We start from the raw sequence: 22219 nt of genomic DNA, 5'->3' as shown, positions 1-22219 counted from the left end.
CACCTATGTCTCAGGTCGCTCACTTCCGCCAGATCGCCTGCAACTACTACAGGATGCGCGAGAGATCAGGAGACCGCCTTAACTCTGCCACGGAAATGCTCTATTTCCGTCCGAAAGAATTGGCCATTGATACCCGGTTTGAAGCTTTGCATTTTCAGACCCAAGGTGGCAGAACTCGGGTGGTTCGTTTCGTACGGGCGAGTGTGAGGGAGTATCAGACGTGACACCCAGAGACGCCGCTCGGCGTGCCATGGCTTTGACGCTCACGTTTGACATCGCCATGGCTGGCGTTGCCATGACGGCGGCCCATCTTGATACACATCTCAGCCATGAAGGCGGTGTGCCGTTCAATGTGCTCGGCTGGCTGCTTGGCACGGTCGCCTTCATGCTCGCAGCGGCGGCTGCGCTGGTGCTCGGCGGCATCCACCGGCAGGTGTGGCGCCATATGGGCGCGCCTGATGCCTGGCGCCTGGTGCAGATCATTGCCCTGACTGTTCTGTTCTACCTCCCCGTAATGGTAACCCTAAACGGTACCCTGACGTCGCCTGTGCCCACCCTGCTGCTGGGCATCGGTTTCTGGACCGTGGCCCTCTTCGGCGGACGGATGGTTGCGCGCTGGCGCTCGACCCAGCGCCCGATGCAGATTTTCCAGCAATTGCCGAAGGACGGCCAACCGATTCTGCTGCTCGGCAATCAGGACAGCTGGATCGAGGTCCTGCGCCGCCTTGAAGGGCGCACGTCCGATCAGGCCGTGCGCGTGCTGGGCCTGGTCGAGATGGACGCGCACGAGCCCGGACGCGCCGTGCGGGGCGTGCCCATCCTCGGCAGCCTCAAGGAACTCAACGACATCATCGAGATCATGGTGCTGCGCTATGGCGAAACGCCGTGGGTCGCGCTCACCGGCACGGCCCGGACACCCGAGGTCATGCTGCAGGTTCTCGAAGTCACCTCGCGGCACGGTGCGGAGATCATGGCGCTCGGCCATGACGCGGCCGCCCAGGTTCTGGAACCGCTGCGCCCGGCGGACCTTCTCGCCCGTCCCGAGCGCCATCTCGACATGCAGCCCGTGCGCGGGATCCTCACGGGCGCCCGGGTTCTGGTAACAGGCGGGGGCGGCTCCATCGGATCGGAACTCGTCCGTCAGGTGGCCCGCGAAGCGCCTGCCGAGCTGACGGTCATCGATTTCTCCGAATACAATCTCTACCAGATCGAGATGGAGCTGAAGCGCAACTGGCCGCTGCTGAAGATCAGCTGCCATCTCGGCGATATCCGCGACGAAGCCCGGATGCTCGATATCTTCATGACGGCCCGGCCTGATACGGTGATCCACGCGGCCGCGCTGAAACATGTGCCGCTGATGGAGCGCCATGCCTGCGAGGCCATCCTGACCAATGTGGCCGGCGCGCGCATCGCTGCCCAGTCAGCCGTTGCTGCCGGTGCCCATCGCTTCGTCTTCATCTCCACCGATAAGGCCGTTGACCCTGACAATGTGATGGGTGCCACCAAACGGCTCGCAGAGCTGTGCATTGGCCGCATCCTGGCTGATTCGAACGTGGCGGGCGCCATGGTCCGCTTCGGGAATGTTCTGGGCTCGTCGGGATCGGTTGTGCCCCTGTTCGAACGCCAGATCGCGCAGGGCGGCCCGGTCACCATCACCGATCCGGACGCAACCCGCTTCTTCATGACCATCGAGGAGGCCTCCGCCCTCGTGCTGCAGGCGGCCGCGCTGCAGAAAAATGCCGGCGAAGCTGGCCTCTATGTGCTCGACATGGGCGCCCCCATCCCTATCCGCCAGCTGGCCGAAACGATGATCCGCCTGAAGGGCAAGGTGCCCTATGTGGACGTCGCCATCGAAACCATGGGCCTGCGCGAGGGCGAAAAACTTCACGAAGAGCTGACCTATCCGCATGAAGCCCTGCTGGCGACGCCGATCAGCGGCGTTCAGCAGGTCTGTTACGAAGACACGCCCAACGAGCTTTTCAGCAAGCAGGTGCTGCAGCTGATCGAAACTGCCCGCAACCATCAGCCCGCCGAGGCCGTGCGCCTGCTGGGCGTGCTGGTGCCGGAATATGGCTCGGAACGCGCCGAACTTCTCTATCGCAAGCTGGCCTGATCCTCCCGCAAAAAAGGGGCGCCGTTGAAAGCGCCCCAGTCAAGAGAGTCGAGCTTGGTTTCAGGCCAGGCGGCCCTGCCTTCTCAGACATCCACCAGCGGCACGAAGCTGCCGAAAATCATGCGGCTCATATCTACGCCGGCCGTGTGCGGACCAAATTCTTCCATTCGCGGATCGGCCATGACCTTTTCCCACGCGGCATCGCGCGTGGCCTTGTCCTTCCAGTTGATCCAGGAAAAAACGACCGTTTCATCGGGCTTGCGCAGCACGGCCATGTGGAAGTCATTCACCTTGCCCTCCGGCAGGTTGTCGCCCCAGGCATCGACCACTGAAATGGCGCCATACTCCTTGAACAGAGCCGCCATCTTCTCGGACGCCGCCGTATAGGCTTCGCGCTTGTCGGCCTGAACCGGCATCACCGTGCCGTCTATATAGCCGGTCTTCGCGGTCGGGTCGCCCACGATCGTCTGGAACCCGCCAATGATCATCCGCTTGCCGTCAAACGGCATTTCGGGAAATTCCTTGCCTTCCATATCGGCCATCATCTGCCGTTCGGCCTCGTCGCTGGTCTTCTTGTCCGGCCATACGACCCAGGAGAAAAGCGATGTTTCGTCTTCCTTGCGCATCACGGCAGAGTTGATCGAATTGATCTTGCCATCGGGCACTTGATCGCCCCAGCCTTCCACCATGTTCAGGGCTCCATAGCCCTTGAACATCGGCCAGGCCTCTTCGGCCTGCTTGCGATAAGCTTCCTTGTTCGCCGTCGGCGCCGCCAGCAGAAATCCACTTACATAGGTCATTGCACTTACTCCTTATTGCATCCCGTCCATCGCCGCCTTTGCGGCCGCTTGCATTTCCTCGGGCGATTTCGGCGGCCAGATGGGTGTGGCAATCGACCAGTGATGGCCGAAGGGGTCTTCCACAACGCCGTAGCGGTCTCCCCAGAACTGGTCTTCCACCGGCATCACGATCTTCGCGCCTGCCTTCACGGCGCGGGTGGCCACGGCATCCACATCGTCCACCATCAGATGGATGACCACCGCCGTACCGCCATAATGCTTCGGCGAATGCCCGCCCATCTCCGGATACGCATCATTCAGCATGATCATGCAGCCATTCAGGCGGATCGCGGCATGCAGCAGGCGCCCGTCCGGCCCCGGCAGGCGCATCATCTCCTCGGCGCCAAAGGCAGCCTTGTAGAACTCGATCGCCTCTCCGGCCCGCTCGCAGGTAAGGTGCGGGGTTACAAGGCCGATGCCCATTTCAGCGGCAATTTCGGCTACTGGTTTTCTCGCCGTCATGGCAGTCCTCCTTTATCCGTATAAAGCTATTTGGCTCCAGCCTTGTGCGCGGCCACCAGCGCGTTGGCGTGCCCATGGCCGAGGCCATGCTCCGCTTTCAGGGCCGCCACGATGTCCATATGTTTGGCGCCCGCCATGCCATCTATGATGCCCATCCAGTGGCTCACAGGCTTGCCATACGTCTTCTCGATAGAGGGGAAATAAGACGCCGGGCCCTTCACCTTGTTCTCGCTCATTGCACGCCCTCCCCGGCAAACGCCGCCTTGATCCCGGCAATGTCGATCTTGCGCATCTGCATCATCGCCTGCTGCGCGCGCCGGCCTGCTTCCTGGTCTGCGTCACAGATCAGCTTCGGCAGGATTTCCGGCACGATCTGCCAGGCCACGCCATATTTGTCCTCCAGCCAGCCGCACATGCTCTCCTGCCCGCCGCCTTCCAGCAGCGCGGCCCACAGGCGGTCGGTCTCTGCCTGATCTTTCGTCAGCACAGAGATGGAAGCGGCCGGTGTCAGCTTGTACATGGGCCCGCCCGTCAGGATCATCATCGGCGCGCCGGCCAGGGTGAACTCCACCACCATCGGGTCGGCCGGATTGCCATGCTCGAACACGCCGTCAATCCGGCTGTCCGGCAGCAGCGACACATAAAACTCTGCCGCTTTCACCCCGCCCGCCTGAAACCAGAGACAGGTGCGTACTTTCTTTTCCAATCCGTTCATTTCGGGCCCTTTCTAGCTTGCGGGATCAAAGGCAAATTCGCGCAGTTCCTGCGCACACCGGCAGGCCACGGCGATCTTCCTCGCCCATTCCACAGCCTGTTCTCGCGTTGCCACTTCAAGCACCGTGAAACCGCCCTTCAGACGGCTCCCGGCATAAATCTCTGGAGACACCGCTCCATCCGCGAACACGCGCACAGGCTCAACTTCCTCATTGATCCCGCCACCGAAGACATAGACCCCCGCCGCCTTGGCTTCCTCAATCACCGCATGCGACTCGGCCACGACAGCCGGAAAGTCTTCCGCCGTCACAACCATCGCCTCGCTCGGAAAGGAAATCAGATATTTGGTCATCCGCTGCCCTGCCTGCTCAGAATCCCGCCGGGACTTCGGCCCCCGCAAACACGCTCAATTGCGCCTCCAGCGCCCGCTTGAAGGCCGGCCGCGACACGCATCGCTCGCAATAGGCTGCCAGATCAGGAAAGCGGTCAAATCCGCCATCGCGCTCAATCTCGCGCAGCACGCTGGCCATCAGAAGGTCAGCAGCGGTGAAACGCTCCGCCTCCAGATAATTCCGCCCCTTCAGCCAGCGGGAAAGCTGTTTCAGGCGCGCATCCATCATCGCCCGCGCGCTTTCCAGATAGCCTGCCGCCCAAGGCGCCTCACCATGGAACAGCCGCGTGCCCATCACATTCGCCACGGACGGCTCGACGGAATTGAGCGCCGCGAAGGCCCAGCTCATCACCCGCGCCCGCGCCGCCACATCCTCCGGCATCAGCGTCGGCGCCCCTTCGGCAATGTGCAGCACGATCGCGCCAGATTCAGCCAGCTCGGCCCGATCATCCCGGTAAACCGGCACCTGCGCAAAGGGCTGGCGCGCCAGATGGTCCGGCATGAGTTTCTGCTGATGGTCGATCAGGCGCTCCGTATACGGCAATCCCGCCTCTTCAAGTGCCCAGCGCACGCGCAGATCCTTCACGAACCCCTGCGCAAAATCCGGCACCCATGTATAAGCGGTCACTTCCCGCATCCTGTCCTCCATCATCCCATTGGCGGCGCGAGGCGCCTGCCTGTCTGCTTCCCGGCCTTCCACCGGAAGCTGATGCGCGTTTTTCATTGACAAATACGTTGATGTCAACATATTACTTTTGTCATGAAAAAGACACTGCCTTTCGAGACCACGCTTGAGGTTTACAATCGCTGCCTCTGCTTTGGCATGCACCGGGCCGCGCGCACGCTGGCGCGGCGTTTCGATGCCGCCTTCGCCCCGCTCGGCATCAGCCATGGGCAGTATTCGCTGATGGTGTCGCTCAACCGGCCAGAGCCCCCGCGCCTGGGCGAAACCGCCGCCTTCCTGGCGATGGACCGCACGACGCTGACGGCTAATCTGAAACCGCTGGAGCGGCTCGGCTATGTCGAAATTGTTCCGGATAAGGAAGATAAACGCTCCCGCCGCCTGATCCTCACGGAAGCTGGCCGCAAACTCCTCGCCGCCGCCGTCCCCATCTGGCGCAAGACGCATGACGAGGTGGACACTTTCCTCTCCAGCAGCCCCAACACGCTGCGTACCCAGCTGATGGAAGTGGCGGCCAGCTACTGATCCTCCCCGTCATCCCGGCCAAGGCCGCGCAGCGGCCGCAGAGCCGGGACCTTCTCAAGGATCGCAGAGCCCCTCACCCCGGCCTCGGATCGGCCCTGCGGGCCGTCCGGAATGACATTGGGGAATGAAACCTTATCCGCCCGCCTGTCCCGCCAATCCGGTATGCATGGCGCATCCCCTGATGACATCCTCCGCGCATCATCCTAAATGCTCATCATGAGCAATAATCTCCGCCTCCTCGCCGCCCAGCTCAACCCCGTTGTGGGGGATATTCAGGGCAATCTTGCCCTTGCCCGCCAGGCTCATGCGCAGGCCCGCCAGCAGGGCGCGCATCTGCTGGTGCTGAGCGAGCATTTCCTGCTCGGCTACCCCGCCGAAGACCTGGTGCTGAAACCTGTGGCGGTAGATCTGTCCATGGAGGCCGTCACGGCCCTGGCGGCGGACACGCAGGACGGCCCGGCCATCCTCATCGGCACGCCCTGGCGCGAGCAGGGCAAGCTGCACAATTCCGCCTGCTATCTGGAAGGCGGCGCCCTCAAGGCGCGCTATGACAAGCGGGAGTTGCCCAATTACGGCGTGTTCGACGAGAAGCGCCATTACCAGCCCGGCGATGGCCCGCCGCTGATCATCACGCTGCAGGGTGTGCGCATCGGCGTGGCCATCTGCGAGGACATCTGGTTCGAAAACGTGCCCCGCGCCACCCATGCCGCCGGCGCCGACCTTCTGGTCGTGCCCAACGCCTCGCCCTGGCGCCGCGCCATCCAGGCCGAGCGCGCCGCCGCGTTCGACCGGTGGTCAGACCTCAGCCTGCCCTACCTCTTCGTCAACCAGATGGGCGGGCAGGACGAGCTTGTCTTCGACGGCGCCTCCTATGCGACGAACTCCACCCATGGCGCCCGCTGCGGCCTCATCGGCCAGTTCGAAACCGGCACGGCGCTGGTAGAGTTTGATCCGTCCACGAAACAGTTCGTGGGCCTCGGCAAGGGCTGCGCGGCAGACCTTGAAGGCTGGCACGCCGAATACCGCGCCGCCATGCAGGGGCTGGGCGATTATGTCCGCAAGAACAAGTTTCCCGGCGTCGTGCTCGGCATGTCGGGCGGCATCGACAGCGCCATCACCGCCGCCATCGCCGCCGATGCTCTGGGCCCGGACAAGGTCTGGTGCGTGATGATGCCGTCGAAATATACCAGTGAGCACAGCCTGGAAGACGCCCGCGCCTGCGCCCGCGCCCTTGGCTGCCGCTATGACACGATCAACATCCACCCCGGCGTCGAGGCGCTGGACGAGATGCTGGGCGATGCCTTCGCGGGAAAGAAGGCAGACATTACCGAAGAGAACATCCAGTCCCGCCTGCGCGCTGTCACGCTGATGGCGCTGTCCAACAAGTTTGGCCACATGGTCGTCACCACCGGCAACAAGAGCGAGATGGCTGTGGGCTATGCCACGCTCTATGGCGACATGTGCGGCGGCTACAATGCGCTGAAGGATTTCTACAAGACCGAAGTGTTCGAGCTGTCGAAATGGCGCAACACAATGGTGCCCAAGGATGGTCTGGCGCCTGGCGGGGAAGTCATCCCGGAGCGGATCATCACCAAGCCGCCCTCCGCCGAGCTGCGCGAGGACCAGAAGGACGAAGACTCCCTGCCGCCCTATCCGGTGCTGGACGACATCCTGCGCGGCCTTGTAGACCTGGAAGAAGATGTCGATGATATCCTCGCCCGCGGCCATGATCCGGCCACCGTGCGCCGCATCGAGCATCTGCTCTACATCGCCGAATACAAGCGCCGCCAGGCCCCGCCCGGCGTCAAGGTCGGCGGCAAGAATTTCGGCCGCGACCGGCGCTATCCGATCACCAACCGCTTCCGGGATAATTGATCCGCGCGGCCAGGCGGCCGGCTATTCCACCGGCGGCGGCTCGATGCTCTGCGCGGTCGGGTCAAGGCCGAAGGCTTCCGGGCTCATCATGGCACGGACGGTCTCCACCTCGTCGGGCAGGATGTCATGGGCTTCGCCATAGCCGGTGATCGGAGAGGGGTAGACGCCCTTTTCCAGCACGACTTCATCAAACAGCAGCCAGGCCTGCTTGCCGCCGAGACAGGTCACGCGGACCCAGAGGTCTTCTTCATTCTCGATGGCGCCGATATCGGTGATTTCGCGCAGCTCGCCCTCATTGATGTCGAACTCGCGGCCATTGAAGCTCATCACCGTGAAGCCTTCGCCGATATAGCGCAGATAGGTGAGCTGGTCGCCGGCCTTCAGGGCCAGCTTCTCGATGCCAGCATCGCCGACAAACTCCACCTCGGTGTCTTCCAGCACCGTCACCGGAAGCTTTTTCGTGGCCACGAAATAGTCGAGGTCATCGGCCTTGTTGCGGGCATTATTCCACAGCTGATAGTTGGCGTATTGCGGCAGGAGGCAGGTCACATCCTGCGGGTCGGTCGGATTGGGGCGGGCGCGGGCAGGCACGCGCACATCGGCGTCCAGAACGGCAAAGCCCGGGGGATATTCGCCCGGCCAGCCAGGGCTCAGGAACCAGTTGCCATCATAGCCCGAAAGGGCCGCATAATCTGTTGTCGGGGCTGCCGCAGGCGCAGCGCTTTCTCCTGCCGCGCCCTCCACAGGCATTTCAGCGCCAGGCGCAGCCTCCGGGCCCGCCGGGGCGGACACATCACTCTGTCCACACGCCGCCACAAAAAGGGCCGCCGAAAGAATCCAGCCGAATCGCATTTTCTGCTCCCATACCGTCCAGTAAAAATGGAGGTGAACCATAACAATAGCAAGAATATGACCGTGACGCTTGGCTTTTGGCGCGATTTGATGTCTCAAGCCACTTTCCGGAACCAGAAAGCCTGCTGCCCATGACCCGCCCCGTTGTTCGCTTTGCGCCCTCGCCCACTGGCCGACTGCATGTCGGCAATGTGCGTACCGCCTTGATTAACTGGCTGTTTTCGCGCGGACAGCAGGGGAAATTCATCCTGCGCATCGACGATACCGACATTGAACGCTCCACCCAGGAGAATGAGGACGCCCTCAAAGTCGACCTTACCTGGCTCGGCCTGACCTGGGATGAGAGCTTCAATCAGTCCCACCGCTTCAAGGTTTATGACGCAGCCGCCGACAAGCTGCGCGCCATGGGCCTGCTCTATCCCTGCTATGAAACGGCCGAGGAACTGGACGTCAAACGCAAGATCGCCCAGACGCGTGGCCGCCCGCCGGTCTATGACCGCGCCGCCCTGAAACTGACCGCCAAAGAGCGCGCCGAGCTGGAAGCCAAGGGCCTCAAGCCCCACTGGCGCTTCAAGCTGTCGGGCGAGCGCGTCGAATGGAACGACCTGGTGCGCGGCCCGCAGAGCATCGACACGTCCTCGGTGTCGGACCCGATCCTCATCCGTGAGGATGGTAGCTATCTCTACACCCTCCCTTCGGTCGTCGATGACATCGAGGCCGGCATCACGCATGTGGTGCGCGGGGAAGACCATGTGACGAATTCCGGCGCCCAGATCGAGATCTTCCTGGCCCTTGGCGGCAAGGCGCCGGAGATGGCGCACACCCCGCTGCTGATCGGCGCCGATGGCGCGGCCCTCTCCAAACGCATCGGCTCGCTCTCCATGGGCGAGCTGCGCGCGCGTGGCTATGAACCGATGGCCATCTGCAGCCACCTCGCCAAGCTTGGCACCTCGGACAATATCGAGGCGCGCACCTCGCTGGAGCAACTCTGCGAAGAGTTCGCCTTCTCCAAGATCGGCCGCGCCCCGGCCCGGTTTGATGACAATGACCTCAACGCCCTCAATGCCGCGCTCGTTCATGCGATGCCGTTCGAAGCCGTCCGTGAACGTCTGACCGCGCTCGATGCACGCGCCGCGTCAGAACCCTTCTGGCTGGCCGTGCGCGAGAACTGCACCTTCGTGGCCGATGCTGCAGCCTGGGTGGAGATTGTCTTCGGGGAGCCTACTCCGCTGGTGGCCGATGAGGACAAAGAGTTCATCGCCGCCGCCGCCGCGCACCTGCCGGACGGCGAGCTGACCGGCGAAAGCTGGAGCGCCTGGACGAACGCGCTGAAAGCCACCACCGGCCGCAAGGGCCGCGGCCTGTTCATGCCGCTGCGCAAGGCCCTGACCGGCCTGGAGCATGGCCCGGACATGGGCGCCGTCCTGCCGCTGATCGGCCGGGAAAAGGTGCTCCAGCGCCTCGGCTAGAGCGTCCCTAGTCGCAGCTCTGATCGCTCTGGCAGCTGACACTCGCCACGGCCTCGCCATTGGCAAGGCCGCGCACCCAGTCAACCAGCGTCACCCCGCCCGCTTCCTCCGTATAGAAACGGCTGAAGCGAAGCGAGGTGTGGGCATTGCCCGGCGCTTCAAAGGCGCGGATCGTTGGGATATCCCCGGCAAGGTCTGCATTGTTGGCCGCCAGCAACCCGCGCACGGGCTCGCCCGTCCCCAGAAGGGTCAGGAAGTCCTGTTGCACGGCGTCGTCCACATTGTCGAACCTTGCCATCTGCATTTCGGGATGGCGCGCGGCGGTCACGCGAAAGAAATCCTCCGTGCTTGCCGTCGCCTGGTCGATGGCGGCAAATTCCGGCCAGTCCGGCACGCCCTTGAACGCGCCCCATGCCGCCAGCACGCCTGCGATGGCGGGAGAGCGATAGCCGCCCGCGCCATCGGCCAGATGCACAACATCTGCCTGCGGATAATGATCCGCCACAAGCCCGGCATAGTACGGCGAGGCAATCGCCCCGGCGCTGCCACCGGTCACGAAAATGCGGCGGGCATCGGCGCGGTTGGCATATACCCAGTCCAGCGCGGCCTGCACATTCGCCTTGCCGCGATGGTGAACGGTCACCTCCTGACCCGCGCTTGTAGTGTAGGTTACATCGCCCCCGCCCAGATGGGAGTCGCCCGTGCAGTAAGGCACGAACACCTGCGTCCAGCCGGCAATCGGATTGGCGGGATTGGCCTCATCGAAGACACCCTCCAGCAGTTCCGGATTGTTTGAATCCATCTCGGCGAAAGGCGTGTAGGGCGTCGGCGCAGTCTGCAGGTCGCAGAGATCCCCGCTCCAGCAGGCGCCGCCGCCATTCAGGAAGACCATGACGCGCTCCGGGTCTCCGCTGCGCACATGGAAACGGAACGGCGTGCCCGTGGCGCACAGCGTGTCGCCGCCCGGCTCGATCGTGGCCCAGGGCTCCGCCTCCGGCACAATGGCAACCGATACCGGCGCCGCCGCTTCAGGGGAGACAGGCGGGCTCGCCTGACAGCCCGAAACAAGTGCCAGAAATGCCGGGGCCGCCAACAGCGCGCTGATGCGTGTAATCATCCAGTTATCCTCCCAATGGCTCTCCGGCCATCCATCGGGGGGCAGCTTAGACGCGGCGCCCAGCGCTGACAATCAGCCGCCGAACAGCAGCCGGAAAAGCAGGAACAGCAACACAGCCCAGATTGCCAGAAGTCCCAGAAGAATGAGGAAGATCAGCAGCAGGGGCCGCTTCACCCAGCGCCGCATGAACCGGTCTGCCTTCGCCCCGGCGCTCGCGCGGACGGGTTCGGGCAGGCGCTTGCTGATCTGGGAAACCATCAGCGGCACGATGATCAGATCATCCACCACCCCCAGCACCGGCACCACAATCGGAATGAGGTCAAATGGGCTGATGAGGTAGAGCCCGGCAAGGGCCGTGGCCAGTTTCAGCCCGCCCGGCGTCGCAGGGTGCCAGAAGGCGTGCCACAGCATCACCGTGTCCCGCCCGAGGGCCGCAAACCGCCGCTTCAAAATCGATAGAACCATTCGCGCCCTCCACCGCCTCTCATCAACTCACCGCTCCGGAGAAAGTTCAACGCCCTTGTCCGTATCCGGCCGCGATTATTGTTCTGAGAACTGAAGGCCCGGTTTGATGGCGGCCGCATGAGGAGCAAGGAAATTGATCAAGCCCCTGACACCCACGCTGGCGGCGCTTGCCGCCACCCTGTTGCTGTCCGCCTGCGGCCAGGCCAGCGAGCAGCCCGCCCCGAAGATCAACAGCAAACAGGATACGAAACTCGCCGTCGCCACCGGCGACAAGGAATTTGACGCCACGATGCGCTGCTGGGCGCTGACGAACACCGCCTATTTCGTCCACATCGCACTCGGCAGTGGCCAGGCCGGCAACCTGCCCAACCCGGATCCGAGCATCTACGGCATCTGGCACAAGAAGCTCTCGATCATGGCCTATGACAAGAAAATGAGCCTTGATGCCTTCCAGGAAATGATGCGCAAGGCGAAGTCCTCCGTCGCCGTCTATTCCGTGGACGTGGAGCCTGAGTATGCGGCCGCTGTGCAGAAATGCATCGACACGACCCCGTCCCCGATCGATGCGCCTGAGCCCTCCTGGCCATAATCCGGGCGCGCGGGCAGTCTATCGAATAGTTTTCAGTCAGAATGGCAAAAACCAGTCTGTATAATGTTGCCTTTGGGCGCGATCTGGCTATTCTATAGCCATGAGCGAAGAACTTTCAATATTTGATATCAAGATCCTTGAGCAACTCCAGAAGGATTGCTCGGTCTCGACCGTGGAACTGGCCGATATTGTCGGCCTCTCCCAGTCCCCCTGCTGGCGCCGCCTGCAGCGGCTGAAGGATGAGGGCTATATCCGCCAGCAGGTGGCCATTCTCGACCGGGAAAAGCTCGGCTATGGCCTCCACATCTTCGCTTATGTGAAGGTCGCGCGCCTTTCGGAGAAGGATCGCGAAGTCTTCCTCCGCAAGGTGCAGAACACGCCCGAGATTCTCGAATGCTATTCCATCTTCGGCGAGATGGACCTGATGATGAAGATCCTCGCCAAGTCGATGAAATGGTATCAGGAATTCCTGATGGATTTCCTGCTGAACCTGCCGGGCGTGGAAAATGTCAATTCCACCGCCACGCTGGGCGAGCTCAAATCCACCACCGCCATCCCCGTGCGCGGCAACATCGCGCTTTAGGAACGGGCCTCTCTCCGGTTACGGATTAACCGCATAGGCCATGCACTCCACCTCGACAGACGCGCCCAGCGCCAGCCCGTCTGCGCCGAACGCACTGCGCGCCGGCATCCGGCCCCTGGTGAAATAGGTGGCGTAGACGTCATTGAAAGCCGGCCAGTTGCTCATATCGTCGAGCATCACGGTGCATTTGAAAATCTGGTCCATGCCCGCGCCCGCAGACGCCGCGACCCGGCGCACCGCTTCCATCACCTCAACCGCGTGATCGCGGAAATCATCGGAAGGCCCGCCGGCCTGCCCGCCGATCTGTCCGGAAAGGTAGATGATATTCCCTACCCGGACGGCGCCGGAAAAGGGAAGATCGTCTGCCCGCACTGACAATCCATCGGTAATCATCGGATAGTGCTGCACGAAGCTTGCCTCCGGGGTCGCCGCTTCTGCCGCCACAGGCTGCAGCTGCGGGGAAGCTGCCGTGGCCGCCTTTGCCTCCTCGCGCAGCAGCGCCGGGGGCGGGGCAAATGGCTTCACGCTCAGCGCTTCATAGATCTCTGCAGGGTAATAGACATCGCCATTGCGCACCACCATCCGCGCAGACCGGATCGCGTTGATATCCTCCAGCGGATTGCCCGGCAGCAGGATGAAATCCGCCAGCCGCCCCGGCGCAATCACGCCCAGCCTGTCGCCATAGCCCATATACTCCATCGGCGTCCACGCCGCGAGGCGCAGGGCATCGGGCACCGGAATACCCGCCAGCACATAAAGCTCGATTTCGCGGTGAACCGTGAAGCCAGTGCCATCATCCGTTCCCGGCAGAAGCGGGATGCCGGCATCGTGCAGCATCTTCAGCGTCTCCAGAACGCGGCGGAAACCTTCCTGATAGGCCTCATCCTCCGCCGCATTCGCCAGCGACACGAAGCTGCGCCGGCGATAGCGCTGATAGCTGATCGGCATGTGATCAAGATACGCCTTGTCGCCGTCTGCCACCGTGCCCGCACGGCTCAGCATAAGCCGCTCAAGGATAACCGCCGTCGGATCAAGCGCGGTGTTATTCTCCTGCATCCGGCGCACCGTGGACTGCACTTTTTCAGAGTCCAGATCGAGGGTCGCCCCGCGCGCCATCCCCGTCAGGCGCAGCGGCGTGCGTGTGTCTTCGGTGATGTCCAGCAGCCAGCCCAGCATCAGCTGGTTGACATGGGTCACCTCGTCAAACCCGGCATCGATCATGGCGTCGGCATTGGTGAAGGCCGGAATATGGCCGATCAGGCGCATGCCATGAGAATGGGCGCGCTCGCCCACCGCCGCCATCCAGGCCGGGTTCATGGAGTTATAGGATTTGATATAGCCAAACCCACGCTCCGCATACCAATCAACGGCCGCAAGCGCCTCTTCCTGAGAGGCTGCAATGATGCCATTGCGCGCCGAATAGGGGCTGCGCCCTTCGACAAAACCCGCCGGCGTGATGCGCGGTCCGGCCAGTTTGCCGGCCTCCATCCGCGCCATCAAACTCTCCAGAGCGCTGTTTTCATTGCCCATATCCCGGGTCGAGGTCACCCCCGCCGCCAGATAGTAGAGGCCCGAAGCCGCCGAGGAATGGGAGTGCATGTCAACAAGCCCCGGCATCACCGTGCCGCCTTCGCCATCAAACACCGTGGTCACGCCCTCGGGCAGCGCGCCCTCAGCATAGGGTAAGATACCGGTAATCGTATCACCGCTGACCGTGACAACAGATGGCCCGCTCAGCGTCCCGTCCCGCACATCTAGCACACGGACATTCACAATCGCATAGGGCCCCTCAAACCGGTGCAGCAGGCTGTGGGCAAGTTCTTCGGATCGGGCGGAATTGATGTTGCGCGCCAGTTCCAGCAGCGGCTGAACGCTGCTCTCAAATCCCTTCCGGATCACCGCAGATGTCTCGCCAAAGCTGGCGAAGAAGCTGCCATCGCCGTCCAGCGCCAGAAGGCTGGGGCTCATATCGATGCCCGACAGCCGGTAAACGCTTACCGCCACGGCGCTGTCGCCCGCGGGAAGCTGCACGTCCCGAACTTTCTCCAGGAGGATCTCGCCGCCCGGCAGAACCGGCATGCGCCGGTCATCATCGGCCAGCAGCGCGCGGGTATACACATATTCCGCCCATGGACTTCCATCATTGACGGCATACAGCGCCGGCTCGGGAAGGTTCACCCGTCCCGTATCTGCCTGGCTCAGCCAGCGGGCAACGCCGTCATTGATCGCGAAGGACTCCTCCACCTGCGCGCCCATAAGCGACGTGCCTTCGATCAGCCAGCTGACGGGCACACCCGCCTCGTCCACGGTCAGCTGTTCCTTATGCTTCGGCCCGCGCCCATTGCTGTCGACATAATAGTCGATCTTCGCATTCCGGCCGGCTTCCTCAACCTTCAGATGGCCGACGGATTCGCCGTTCTGGATGATCGCGTATTCAAAGCGCGCCGTCTGCGCAAAAGCGGCCGGCAGCACCGTCAGGAGGAAGGCTGCGGCCAATGCCGGGACAAGTCGGAGGATCATTCTGCGGTCTCCTGCAGGGGAAGGGGCGCCGACCGAACGGCAGCCTCAATAAAGGAATATAGCTGATCGGCTATGCCCGCCTTCAGCGCGTCTTCATCATAGGGGGAATGCCCGCCGGGCAACGCCACCAGCTCCACCCGGTCCTGCGGCAGGCCGTTATGGGTCAGCGCATAGCGCGTCCCGAGCAGGGTTGTGGCAAGGTCCCGGTAACCGGCAAACACCAGAAGGCGCGCAGCCTCTTTCTGCTGCATGTATCTGCCCAGGGCCGGCGCGGTACTCACATAGAAACGCGGGGATTTTTCCGAAGCCCGCCAGTCCCACAGGAAATTGGCGTCCAGGTTGAGCGAGCGGTATTCGTCTCCCCGCTGAACACCTGCGGCCTGCGCAAGGTAACCTGCAATCTCCGCCGAAAGGATCACATTTGACCGGCCAAGGCCGAGGGAGGGATCATTGGCAGCGGCGGGCCGGTGGGAGTTTGCCTCCGGCGGCGGCAGCGGCGAGGTCACCCCGGTATTCAGCCGGCTGACGAGCAATCCGTCACCCGCCAGCAGCGTTTCGAGGAAATACTGGATATCAATGCGCAGGTCTGCCGCTTCCACAGCCTGCGCAGAAAGCCCTGTCATCGCGGCGATTTCCCCGGCCACAACCGCCTTTTCGTCCGCGCCGATCTCATCTCCCTTTTGCAGGGCGATCAGATAGTCGCGCTCGGCATAGGCCCGCGCCTTTTCCCAGCTCTCCGCTTCACTCTCCGCCTCAACAGCAGAGCGGCCATAGCGCCAGGCCGTCGCCGCCATGGTGGGCAGCGTGAACACATGGCCAAGATCGGTCTGCCCCGCTGCGCTGTCGAGCGCAGGCGACACCATCACCAGGCCGCGCACATCCAGATCGGTGACCTTTGCCACAAGATTGGCAAGCCGCGTGCCGCCATAGCTCTGGCCCGCCAGGATCAGCGGCGCATTCTGCCGGTCATTCTCGGCCAGCCAGTTGCGGATGAACCGGTTCACCGCCTCCACATCGCCCTCAACGCCCAGATAGCGCGCCTGCCCATCTTGGGAGTTGGCGCGGCTGAAGCCGGTATCCACTGGATCAATGAAAACCAGGTCGGCTGCCCGGATGATGGTATACGGATTGTCCGGAAAGGCGCCGCCCGCGCCCCTCGCCTTCGGCCCCATCGAGAAATGCAGCGGCGAGGAGGAGGCCCCTGGCCCGCCATTGAACAGGAACATCACCGGCCGCGCGCCGGGGTCGCAGGCACACTCGGCCAGATAGGCCGTGCCGGAAATCGTTGCGCTGCCTGCGCCCTCTTCCGGGTCAAGCTGCAATTCACTCCAGGAAACCGAATAGCGGAGCGGCGCGCCGCCAAAATGGTCCGCCACGCTCTGGGAAGGCCCGCCGGCATACACGGTCCAGGCTGGGCGCGCGGCCGCCGCCTGCCCCTCCGCCGCCAGCGGCGTCGCGCACGCTCCGGCGAGGAACGCGGCCGCCACTGCAGCTAAAACGAGTCGAACCTGAGAAACCTTACGCATCTTCCAGACTTTCCACGCGCGCCCGGAAAATTCCTATGCCTATCGGCCATATCTGAACAGACCGCCCGGCACATTCATGCGCAATCCCTCAAAGGAATGCATGATCCATTCGCCGCGCCGCGTTATAATGAATGAGAGCTTCCGGCTGCCCCTCATTGCGGAGATGCATATGTCAGAAATCACCCGCCGCAACTGGCTGGCCCTCAGCGCCGCAACCCTTGCCGGCGCCGCCGCCTGCCGCAGCACAGCAGACGCCAGCCCGGCCGCTGCCCAGCCGCCATCTTCGCTGCCAGACCGGAGCAATTTTGACCTTGAGGGCGTGTATCTGAACGCGGGGTCGCAGCACCCGATCAGCCGCCCCGCGCGCGCCTCGCTGGAAGCTTACCTGCAGAACCGTGCCCACCATGCGCCGGGCGCCGGCTATGAACTCGGCAGCAGCGCCGCCGTGGAAAAGTTCGCGCGCCTCGTAAACGCCGATCCCGACGAGATCACCTTCGTGCAGAGCACTACCACCGGCGAACAGATGATCGTCCGCTCTCTGATGCTTCCGGCACCAGGCGCGCGCGTCGTCACGGATACGCTCCACTTTTTCGGTTCCGTCCCGCTCTATATGGAGCTTGGCAAGGCAGGCTGCGATGTTGCCTGGGTAACCCACAAGGATGGCCGCATCCTGCTGGAAGATATGGACCGCGCCATCACGCCCGGCACGCGCCTCGTCGCGCTCTCGCTCGTCTCTACCGTGAACGGCTTCCAGCATGACCTGAAAGCCATCTGTGACCTTGCCCATGCGCGCGGCGCACTCGTCTATGCAGACATTATCCACGCCGCCGGCTGCGTGCCGGTGGACCTGCATGCGAGCGGCGTCGATTTTGCCGCCTGCGCCAGCTACAAATGGCTGATGGGGGATTTCGGCCTTGGCTTCCTCTATGTGCGCCGGGGCGCCCGGGAAGCGCTCACGCGCACACAATATGGCTATTATGGCGTCAGCAGCTTCGCCAGCCACGTCTACCCATTTGATCCGCCGGGAGACGAAGTGGCAAGCTACGCCTTCCCCGACACGGCAACCGGCCTCTTCGCGCTCGGCACCTACTCCCACACGACCGCCGCCCTGCTCAACGGCTCGCTCGATTATATCGCGTCGATCGGTGTAGAGACGATCCAGCGCCATGCCACCGCGCTCACCACGCGCCTCAAACAGGGCCTGCTGTCGCAGGGGTATACCCTGATGACGCCTGAAGAAGCGGCTACGCCGCTGGTGGCCTGCGCCTATGAAAACGCCCGCGCCCGGATCGCCCCGAAACTGAAGGAAGCGGGCATCACCACCACCGTGTCCGCAAACCGGTTCCGCCCGTCCGTCTCGGTCTTCAACACCGCCGAGGATATCGACCTTTTCCTGGCCGCCATCGGCCCGGCTTGAGGGATCACTTCTCCAGAAACGCCCTGAGATCAGCCGAAAAGGCTTCAGACGTTCCGCCCAGATACAGCATATGACCGGAGGCATAATCAGTAAACGTCACCCGGTCCTGCGGAAGGCCCGCCGCCGCGATTGAGGCGCGCGCATCCGCCGGTGTCGTCACCAGGTCATAATAGCCAGACGCCACCAGAATACGCAGATCCCGATTGCGGCGCATGGCCCAGGCCAGGTCGGTGGCATAGCTTTGCCCTTCCGCCACGCCGGCGCGCGTCCAGTTCCAGCCAAACAGCAATTCCCGCCAGCGGATCGACGCATAGGGCCGCCCCAGGCTGACTTTGAGATCATCGCGGAGCATCTGATGGAACGCCGCGACAAAGCCAGGCACATAGCGCGTCATCGCCGGATCATCCGCCACCGGATCACCTCCGCTATTGGCCAGCGGCAGCGTATACCGGCTATCATACATCCCGATCTCCAGCCCGCGCGCCTTCAGGGCGGCTTTGGCGTAGCTGCGCTCGTCGATGTAGAGATCGTCGCCAATCGCGCTCTCCGGCAGGCCGGTCATCCGGGCGAGATTACTCAGCACCTCAGCGCGCTCCCCCGCTGCCAACGTTCCGGCAAGATGCGCCCGCAGGGCCGGCTCATAAATGTCCCGCGCATAGGCCGCTGCTGCATCATAGATTTCCACCACGCCGCCGGCCGGCATCTCCACCAGCCCGTGAAAGGCAGAGGTCGCCGCAATCCCCGGCAAAGACCGCGCCTGCTTCGCGGCCAACTGTTCAGCCGCCACCTCTCCGCTCGACTGCCGTGCGTCCAGCGTCGTTCCCAGAAGGATGATCCCGTCCAGCGTGATCCCGCGCATAATCCCGGTATAGATCGGCCCGCCCATCAGCGCGCGGGGCAACACTGCCGCCCGCATCGAGCCATAGCTTTCTCCGAGTACGTACTTTGGCACGTTCCAGCGGCCATATTCGCTGAGCCAGAGTTCAATGAACTGCGCCACGGCCTCGGCGTCTTCATCGACGCCCCAGAACATTTTCGGATCAGTGCCGTTCAGCGGCACACTGAAGCCTGTGCCCACCGGATCAATAAAGACGAGATCGGCCACATCCAGAATGCTGTTCGGATTGTCCTCCAGCCCGAAAGGCGGCACATTCGACGGATTCACATCCGCGTCCAGAACAACCCGGCGCGGCCCGATGGCGCCCATATGGATCCAGACGGACGCTGATCCCGGCCCGCCGTTGAAGACGAAAACCACCGGCCGGCGCGCGTCCTGAACATCCGTCCTCAGATAGGTGAAGGAAAAGATGCTCGCTGTCGGCGCGCCATTCATGTCGCGCAGCCAGGTGTCGCCCGCAATCGCCTGATAGGAAATCGTCTGGCCATTTGCCACCAGCGTATGCTCGGTCACGCTGCGATAGGGCGCGGCCTCGGCAAGCGCCGCGACCGGGCCTTCCGCCGCCTGCGCGGCCTGAACTGGCACCGGCGTCGCAGTCTTCTCGCCCGTTTGCGCGCAGGCATTCAGTGCCAGGATGGCCGCCGCGCAAACGCCTGCCTGAAAGCCAAACCGTATCATTGCCCACCTTCTTTCCGGATCATCTCATAAACATGATAGCCCGCCGCGATATCCTGCACGATATGCCCCAGAGATTTATAGATCGTGATCTCCTCCGGCCCCTTCCGGCCCGGCACATTCCCCAGGACAACGTCGCCGATCTCGCCCAGGAGATGCGCTTCGGTTACCGCGCCGCTGGCCATCGCATGGCGCAGCTCCGCGCCCTGCGCCAGCACCGATGCGCGCGAGTCGGCAAAGAACCGCCCCGCCGCCACCAGCGCATCGTCAATCTCGCGTGGGCCGTCAAAGCTTGACCCGACCACATTCACATGCGCGCCAGGGCTCACCATGCCGGCGGTCAGGATGGGCTCAGCCGCGCCCGTCACCGTGCAGATCACATCGGCATCCGCCACCGCCCCGGCAACATCTCCGTAGCTGGCGCAGGCAATTCCTGTTCGTTCACTGATCTTCTCCGCCAGCGTGCGCGCGCGGTCCGGGCTGCGCCCCCAGATGCGGATTTCGTCAAACGGGCGCGCCACCGGCAAGGCGCAGGCATGGTGCCAGGCCTGCTCGCCCGTGCCCAGAATGGCAAGGATGCGCGCATCTTTCCGTGCCAGAACATCTGTCGCCATCGCGCTCGCGCTCGCCGTGCGGATCGCCGTGACCATGCCCGCCTCAAGCTGGCAGAGCGGCGCCCCGCTGACCGGATCAAAGATCACCACGGCGCCCTGATGCGAGGGCGGCCCGCCCTCGGCGCGATGGGGCATCACGGAAACCAGCTTCGAGCCGAACGGCCCGCCCGGGCCCAGCGTGCCGCCCATGATGCCGAACATCCGGCCCTGATCGAGCGGCAGAATCTGCCGCAACATCTGCTTCGTCTCACCCGAAGACAGCCGCGCCATCGCCGCCCGCATCACCTCGATACAGTCTGCATAGCCCAGCGTCTGCGCAATCTGTTCCGCACTGATGAAAATCACGCCCGGCCTCCAGTCTCAGTTGCCCTCATCATTCCAGCCGCGGATCCAGAACCGGATATCATTGCCGAAGGCCTCGGCCGAGCTTTCAACCGAATAGGCCATATGCCCGCCGATATACTTCCCGCTCCGCACACGGTCTTTCGGCCAGTCGGACTGGTCAATCAGATAGTCGGCCGCGCCCACGGTCGTCATCGTGTCGTGATAGCCGGTGCCGACGAACACTCTGAATGCGGGATATGTGTCAAACGCCGCCTGAAGCCTTTCGGCATAGGCAAAATGCGCAAAAGGCGAAGCCCCGCCCCAGCGCCAGGCATCAAAGTTTCCGGCGCTGAAGGAATTCACATAGTCTTCCTGCGGCAGATCACCGAAGGTTTCCTTTGCATAGGCCGCAAAGCCGTCGCTATAGGCCTGTTGCAGAATGCCGGAGGGATCTCCACCCTCGCTCAGCGGCCCGGTATAGCGCCCATCACTCCGCCCGAGGATCAACCCCTGATCCTTCAGCAGCTCCACCCGGAACTGCTCCTTCGAAATGCGCAGCCGGTTCTCGGTATAATAGGCAGATGGAATGCCGGTATATGCCTCAAGTTTCCCGGCGACATCCGCCAGTTCTTCCGGGGTAATGCGCTGTCCCTTGAACAGCGCGCCCAGATATTCGGCCTCGCCAAAGGCTGTCACGTCCTCGAGAAAGGCTTCAAAGCTGCGCCCCTGCTGATCGACCTTTCCGAGATCCCAGGCGATGGCCGCCAGCGTGGGCAGCGAGGCGATATAGCTGAGGATATTCTGCTTGCGCTGGGAATATTCGATGATGTTGACAGCCTGCCCCATCAGGAACACGCCCTGAAGGTTCATTGATCCGTCCCCGGCAATCTGCCCGGCCGCTTCAGCGGCGCGGTGGGTGCCATAGCTTTCGCCCAGAATGAACACCGGGGCGCCTGCGCGGCCGTGCTTCTCCAGCCAGGCATTCGCAAAGGCCACAAACTGGGCGGCATCGGCGTCAATGGAAAAATATTTCGAAGCGTCTTCCCCGTCCGCCACGCGGCTGAAGCCGGTGGAGGCCGGATCAAAGAAGACGAGGTCTGCCGCGTCCAGCGGCGAATAGGGATTTGCCACCAGGCGGTGGTCTTCCAGCGGCGCGGAAAGATCCTCCGGCACGAAAACCCGCTGCGGCCCGAGCGCGCCCATTTGCAGCCACAGAGACGCTGAAATCGGCCCGCCATTGAAGATGAACAGCACCGGCCGCTCATCCGGCGCAGCGCCGGTATCGGCAGTGTAGGAAATTGTCACAAGATCAGCTGGCGGAAGATCTTTCCCCGGCGCAATTCTGACCTGCTCAAGCGCGGCAATATAGGCCACCTCCACCCCGCCAAACACGCCGCTTCCCGGCACGGCAATGTCCCCGGCAATGAGCGGCGCGGCGGCTGCCACCGGCGCCGCAAGCGCGGCTTCGGGAACAGGCATCGCAGGCTGCGCGCTGAGGCAGCCTGCGAGAAGAGATAACGCTGAAATACCGGAAAGAAGGCGCCAGGCAGTCATGGTCATGGTGTCTGG

General features: G+C 63.2%; 22 protein-coding genes. 8 read left to right on the top strand and 14 right to left on the bottom strand.

Annotated features, from left to right (window positions below; translation table 11 throughout):
- Positions 1-224: hypothetical protein (locus HPO_RS20900; RefSeq protein ID WP_206742186.1), on the top strand; the 224-nt coding region annotated here is incomplete at its 5' end.
- Positions 221-2113 (top strand): polysaccharide biosynthesis protein, encoded by a 1893-nt coding sequence (locus HPO_RS17870; protein WP_157532913.1) that lies wholly within the window; start codon positions 221-223, stop codon positions 2111-2113. The genes HPO_RS20900 and HPO_RS17870, both read left to right, overlap by 4 nt.
- An 83-nt stretch (positions 2114-2196) precedes the next feature.
- Here the strand turns inward: HPO_RS17870 and HPO_RS20395 are convergent, their stop codons facing one another.
- From HPO_RS20395 to HPO_RS17840, 6 genes are read right to left on the bottom strand one after another with little or no spacing between them, the layout of a single operon-like run.
- A complete protein-coding gene (locus HPO_RS20395) occupies positions 2197-2913 on the bottom strand; it encodes a DUF1428 domain-containing protein (protein WP_035601953.1) in 717 nt (238 codons plus the stop codon).
- A gap of 12 nt (positions 2914-2925) precedes the next feature.
- Positions 2926-3414 (bottom strand): VOC family protein, encoded by a 489-nt coding sequence (locus tag HPO_RS17860; RefSeq protein ID WP_206742185.1) that lies wholly within the window; start codon positions 3412-3414, stop codon positions 2926-2928.
- Positions 3415-3440: 26 nt separating this feature from the next.
- Positions 3441-3650: a DUF4287 domain-containing protein gene (locus tag HPO_RS17855; protein ID WP_035601950.1), complete on the bottom strand. Its 210-nt coding sequence runs from the start codon at positions 3648-3650 to the stop codon at positions 3441-3443.
- Positions 3647-4129: a VOC family protein gene (locus tag HPO_RS17850; RefSeq protein ID WP_035601947.1), complete on the bottom strand. Its 483-nt coding sequence runs from the start codon at positions 4127-4129 to the stop codon at positions 3647-3649. Before HPO_RS17850 ends, HPO_RS17855 begins: the two co-directional genes overlap by 4 nt.
- Before the next feature lie 12 nt (positions 4130-4141).
- Entirely contained in the window at positions 4142-4480 is a 339-nt protein-coding gene (locus HPO_RS17845) for a YciI family protein (RefSeq protein WP_035601944.1), read from the bottom strand.
- Positions 4481-4496: 16 nt separating this feature from the next.
- Positions 4497-5243 (bottom strand): glutathione S-transferase family protein, encoded by a 747-nt coding sequence (locus tag HPO_RS17840; RefSeq protein WP_241767958.1) that lies wholly within the window; start codon positions 5241-5243, stop codon positions 4497-4499.
- 36 nt (positions 5244-5279) lie between these two features.
- On the opposite strand from HPO_RS17840, the gene HPO_RS17835 reads away from it, so the two are divergent.
- Positions 5280-5726 (top strand): MarR family winged helix-turn-helix transcriptional regulator, encoded by a 447-nt coding sequence (locus tag HPO_RS17835; protein WP_035601941.1) that lies wholly within the window; start codon positions 5280-5282, stop codon positions 5724-5726.
- A 216-nt stretch (positions 5727-5942) separates the two neighbouring features.
- Positions 5943-7601, top strand: a complete 1659-nt coding sequence (locus HPO_RS17830; protein WP_035601979.1) for an NAD+ synthase — start codon at positions 5943-5945, stop codon at positions 7599-7601.
- A 21-nt stretch (positions 7602-7622) separates the two neighbouring features.
- Here the strand turns inward: HPO_RS17830 and HPO_RS17825 are convergent, their stop codons facing one another.
- Positions 7623-8453 carry a hypothetical protein gene (locus HPO_RS17825; RefSeq protein ID WP_051612789.1) on the bottom strand — a complete coding sequence of 277 codons (831 nt, stop codon included), beginning with the start codon at positions 8451-8453 and terminating at the stop codon, positions 7623-7625.
- Positions 8454-8584: 131 nt separating this feature from the next.
- Between HPO_RS17825 and gltX the strand changes: the two genes are divergently transcribed.
- Positions 8585-9922, top strand: a complete 1338-nt coding sequence (gene gltX / locus HPO_RS17820; protein WP_035601974.1) for a glutamate--tRNA ligase — start codon at positions 8585-8587, stop codon at positions 9920-9922.
- Between the two features lie 7 nt (positions 9923-9929).
- Here the strand turns inward: gltX and HPO_RS20025 are convergent, their stop codons facing one another.
- Both HPO_RS20025 and HPO_RS17810 read right to left on the bottom strand, forming a co-directional pair.
- Complete coding sequence (locus HPO_RS20025) at positions 9930-11039, bottom strand: pectin acetylesterase-family hydrolase (protein ID WP_051612788.1); 1110 nt, start codon at positions 11037-11039, stop codon at positions 9930-9932.
- Positions 11040-11111: 72 nt separating this feature from the next.
- Positions 11112-11504: a YkvA family protein gene (locus tag HPO_RS17810; RefSeq protein WP_084324431.1), complete on the bottom strand. Its 393-nt coding sequence runs from the start codon at positions 11502-11504 to the stop codon at positions 11112-11114.
- Between the two features lie 133 nt (positions 11505-11637).
- Between HPO_RS17810 and HPO_RS17805 the strand changes: the two genes are divergently transcribed.
- Both HPO_RS17805 and HPO_RS17800 read left to right on the top strand, forming a co-directional pair.
- Positions 11638-12093 (top strand): hypothetical protein, encoded by a 456-nt coding sequence (locus HPO_RS17805; RefSeq protein ID WP_035601939.1) that lies wholly within the window; start codon positions 11638-11640, stop codon positions 12091-12093.
- 100 nt (positions 12094-12193) lie between these two features.
- Positions 12194-12676 carry an Lrp/AsnC family transcriptional regulator gene (locus tag HPO_RS17800; RefSeq protein WP_035601937.1) on the top strand — a complete coding sequence of 161 codons (483 nt, stop codon included), beginning with the start codon at positions 12194-12196 and terminating at the stop codon, positions 12674-12676.
- 18 nt (positions 12677-12694) lie between these two features.
- On the opposite strand, the gene HPO_RS17795 is transcribed toward HPO_RS17800, so the two are convergent.
- Both HPO_RS17795 and HPO_RS17790 read right to left on the bottom strand, forming a co-directional pair.
- The gene (locus tag HPO_RS17795) at positions 12695-15196 is read right to left on the bottom strand and encodes a Rid family hydrolase (protein WP_241767957.1); all 2502 of its coding nucleotides are present in this window, start codon (positions 15194-15196) and stop codon (positions 12695-12697) included.
- A complete protein-coding gene (locus tag HPO_RS17790; RefSeq protein ID WP_084324430.1) occupies positions 15193-16722 on the bottom strand; it encodes a S10 family serine carboxypeptidase-like protein in 1530 nt (509 codons plus the stop codon). The genes HPO_RS17795 and HPO_RS17790 overlap by 4 nt, the downstream gene beginning before the upstream one ends.
- A 169-nt stretch (positions 16723-16891) precedes the next feature.
- Between HPO_RS17790 and HPO_RS17785 the strand changes: the two genes are divergently transcribed.
- Positions 16892-18139: an aminotransferase class V-fold PLP-dependent enzyme gene (locus tag HPO_RS17785; RefSeq protein ID WP_157532912.1), complete on the top strand. Its 1248-nt coding sequence runs from the start codon at positions 16892-16894 to the stop codon at positions 18137-18139.
- Positions 18140-18143: 4 nt separating this feature from the next.
- Here the strand turns inward: HPO_RS17785 and HPO_RS17780 are convergent, their stop codons facing one another.
- The 3 genes from HPO_RS17780 to HPO_RS17770 are packed head-to-tail and all read right to left on the bottom strand — an operon-like array spanning position 18144 to position 22210.
- Positions 18144-19715: a S10 family peptidase gene (locus tag HPO_RS17780; RefSeq protein WP_035601930.1), complete on the bottom strand. Its 1572-nt coding sequence runs from the start codon at positions 19713-19715 to the stop codon at positions 18144-18146.
- The gene (locus HPO_RS17775; protein WP_035601927.1) at positions 19712-20671 is read right to left on the bottom strand and encodes an ornithine cyclodeaminase family protein; all 960 of its coding nucleotides are present in this window, start codon (positions 20669-20671) and stop codon (positions 19712-19714) included. The genes HPO_RS17780 and HPO_RS17775 overlap by 4 nt, the downstream gene beginning before the upstream one ends.
- Positions 20672-20686: 15 nt before the next feature.
- Positions 20687-22210 (bottom strand): S10 family peptidase, encoded by a 1524-nt coding sequence (locus tag HPO_RS17770; RefSeq protein ID WP_035601925.1) that lies wholly within the window; start codon positions 22208-22210, stop codon positions 20687-20689.
- Between the last annotated feature and the right edge of the window lie 9 nt (positions 22211-22219).

This window comes from Hyphomonas polymorpha PS728 (genome assembly GCF_000685315.1).
In the GTDB taxonomy this organism is placed as follows: Bacteria; Pseudomonadota; Alphaproteobacteria; order Caulobacterales; family Hyphomonadaceae; genus Hyphomonas; species Hyphomonas polymorpha.
This window is presented reverse-complemented; position numbering and strand designations above follow the sequence as displayed.

Coding starts and splice junctions, on each gene's coding strand:
- HPO_RS17780 (WP_035601930.1), bottom strand. CDS start 19,715: ATGATACGGTTTGGCTTTCAGGCAGGCGTTTGCGCGGCGGCCATCCTG.
- HPO_RS17855 (WP_035601950.1), bottom strand. CDS start 3,650: ATGAGCGAGAACAAGGTGAAGGGCCCGGCGTCTTATTTCCCCTCTATC.
- HPO_RS17790 (WP_084324430.1), bottom strand. CDS start 16,722: ATGCGTAAGGTTTCTCAGGTTCGACTCGTTTTAGCTGCAGTGGCGGCC.
- HPO_RS17860 (WP_206742185.1), bottom strand. CDS start 3,414: ATGACGGCGAGAAAACCAGTAGCCGAAATTGCCGCTGAAATGGGCATC.
- gltX (WP_035601974.1), top strand. CDS start 8,585: ATGACCCGCCCCGTTGTTCGCTTTGCGCCCTCGCCCACTGGCCGACTG.
- HPO_RS20025 (WP_051612788.1), bottom strand. CDS start 11,039: ATGATTACACGCATCAGCGCGCTGTTGGCGGCCCCGGCATTTCTGGCA.
- HPO_RS17840 (WP_241767958.1), bottom strand. CDS start 5,243: ATGAAAAACGCGCATCAGCTTCCGGTGGAAGGCCGGGAAGCAGACAGG.
- HPO_RS17830 (WP_035601979.1), top strand. CDS start 5,943: ATGAGCAATAATCTCCGCCTCCTCGCCGCCCAGCTCAACCCCGTTGTG.
- HPO_RS17845 (WP_035601944.1), bottom strand. CDS start 4,480: ATGACCAAATATCTGATTTCCTTTCCGAGCGAGGCGATGGTTGTGACG.
- HPO_RS17850 (WP_035601947.1), bottom strand. CDS start 4,129: ATGAACGGATTGGAAAAGAAAGTACGCACCTGTCTCTGGTTTCAGGCG.
- HPO_RS17825 (WP_051612789.1), bottom strand. CDS start 8,453: ATGCGATTCGGCTGGATTCTTTCGGCGGCCCTTTTTGTGGCGGCGTGT.
- HPO_RS17785 (WP_157532912.1), top strand. CDS start 16,892: ATGTCAGAAATCACCCGCCGCAACTGGCTGGCCCTCAGCGCCGCAACC.
- HPO_RS17770 (WP_035601925.1), bottom strand. CDS start 22,210: ATGACCATGACTGCCTGGCGCCTTCTTTCCGGTATTTCAGCGTTATCT.
- HPO_RS17795 (WP_241767957.1), bottom strand. CDS start 15,196: ATGATCCTCCGACTTGTCCCGGCATTGGCCGCAGCCTTCCTCCTGACG.
- HPO_RS20395 (WP_035601953.1), bottom strand. CDS start 2,913: ATGACCTATGTAAGTGGATTTCTGCTGGCGGCGCCGACGGCGAACAAG.
- HPO_RS17810 (WP_084324431.1), bottom strand. CDS start 11,504: ATGGTTCTATCGATTTTGAAGCGGCGGTTTGCGGCCCTCGGGCGGGAC.
- HPO_RS17800 (WP_035601937.1), top strand. CDS start 12,194: ATGAGCGAAGAACTTTCAATATTTGATATCAAGATCCTTGAGCAACTC.
- HPO_RS17835 (WP_035601941.1), top strand. CDS start 5,280: ATGAAAAAGACACTGCCTTTCGAGACCACGCTTGAGGTTTACAATCGC.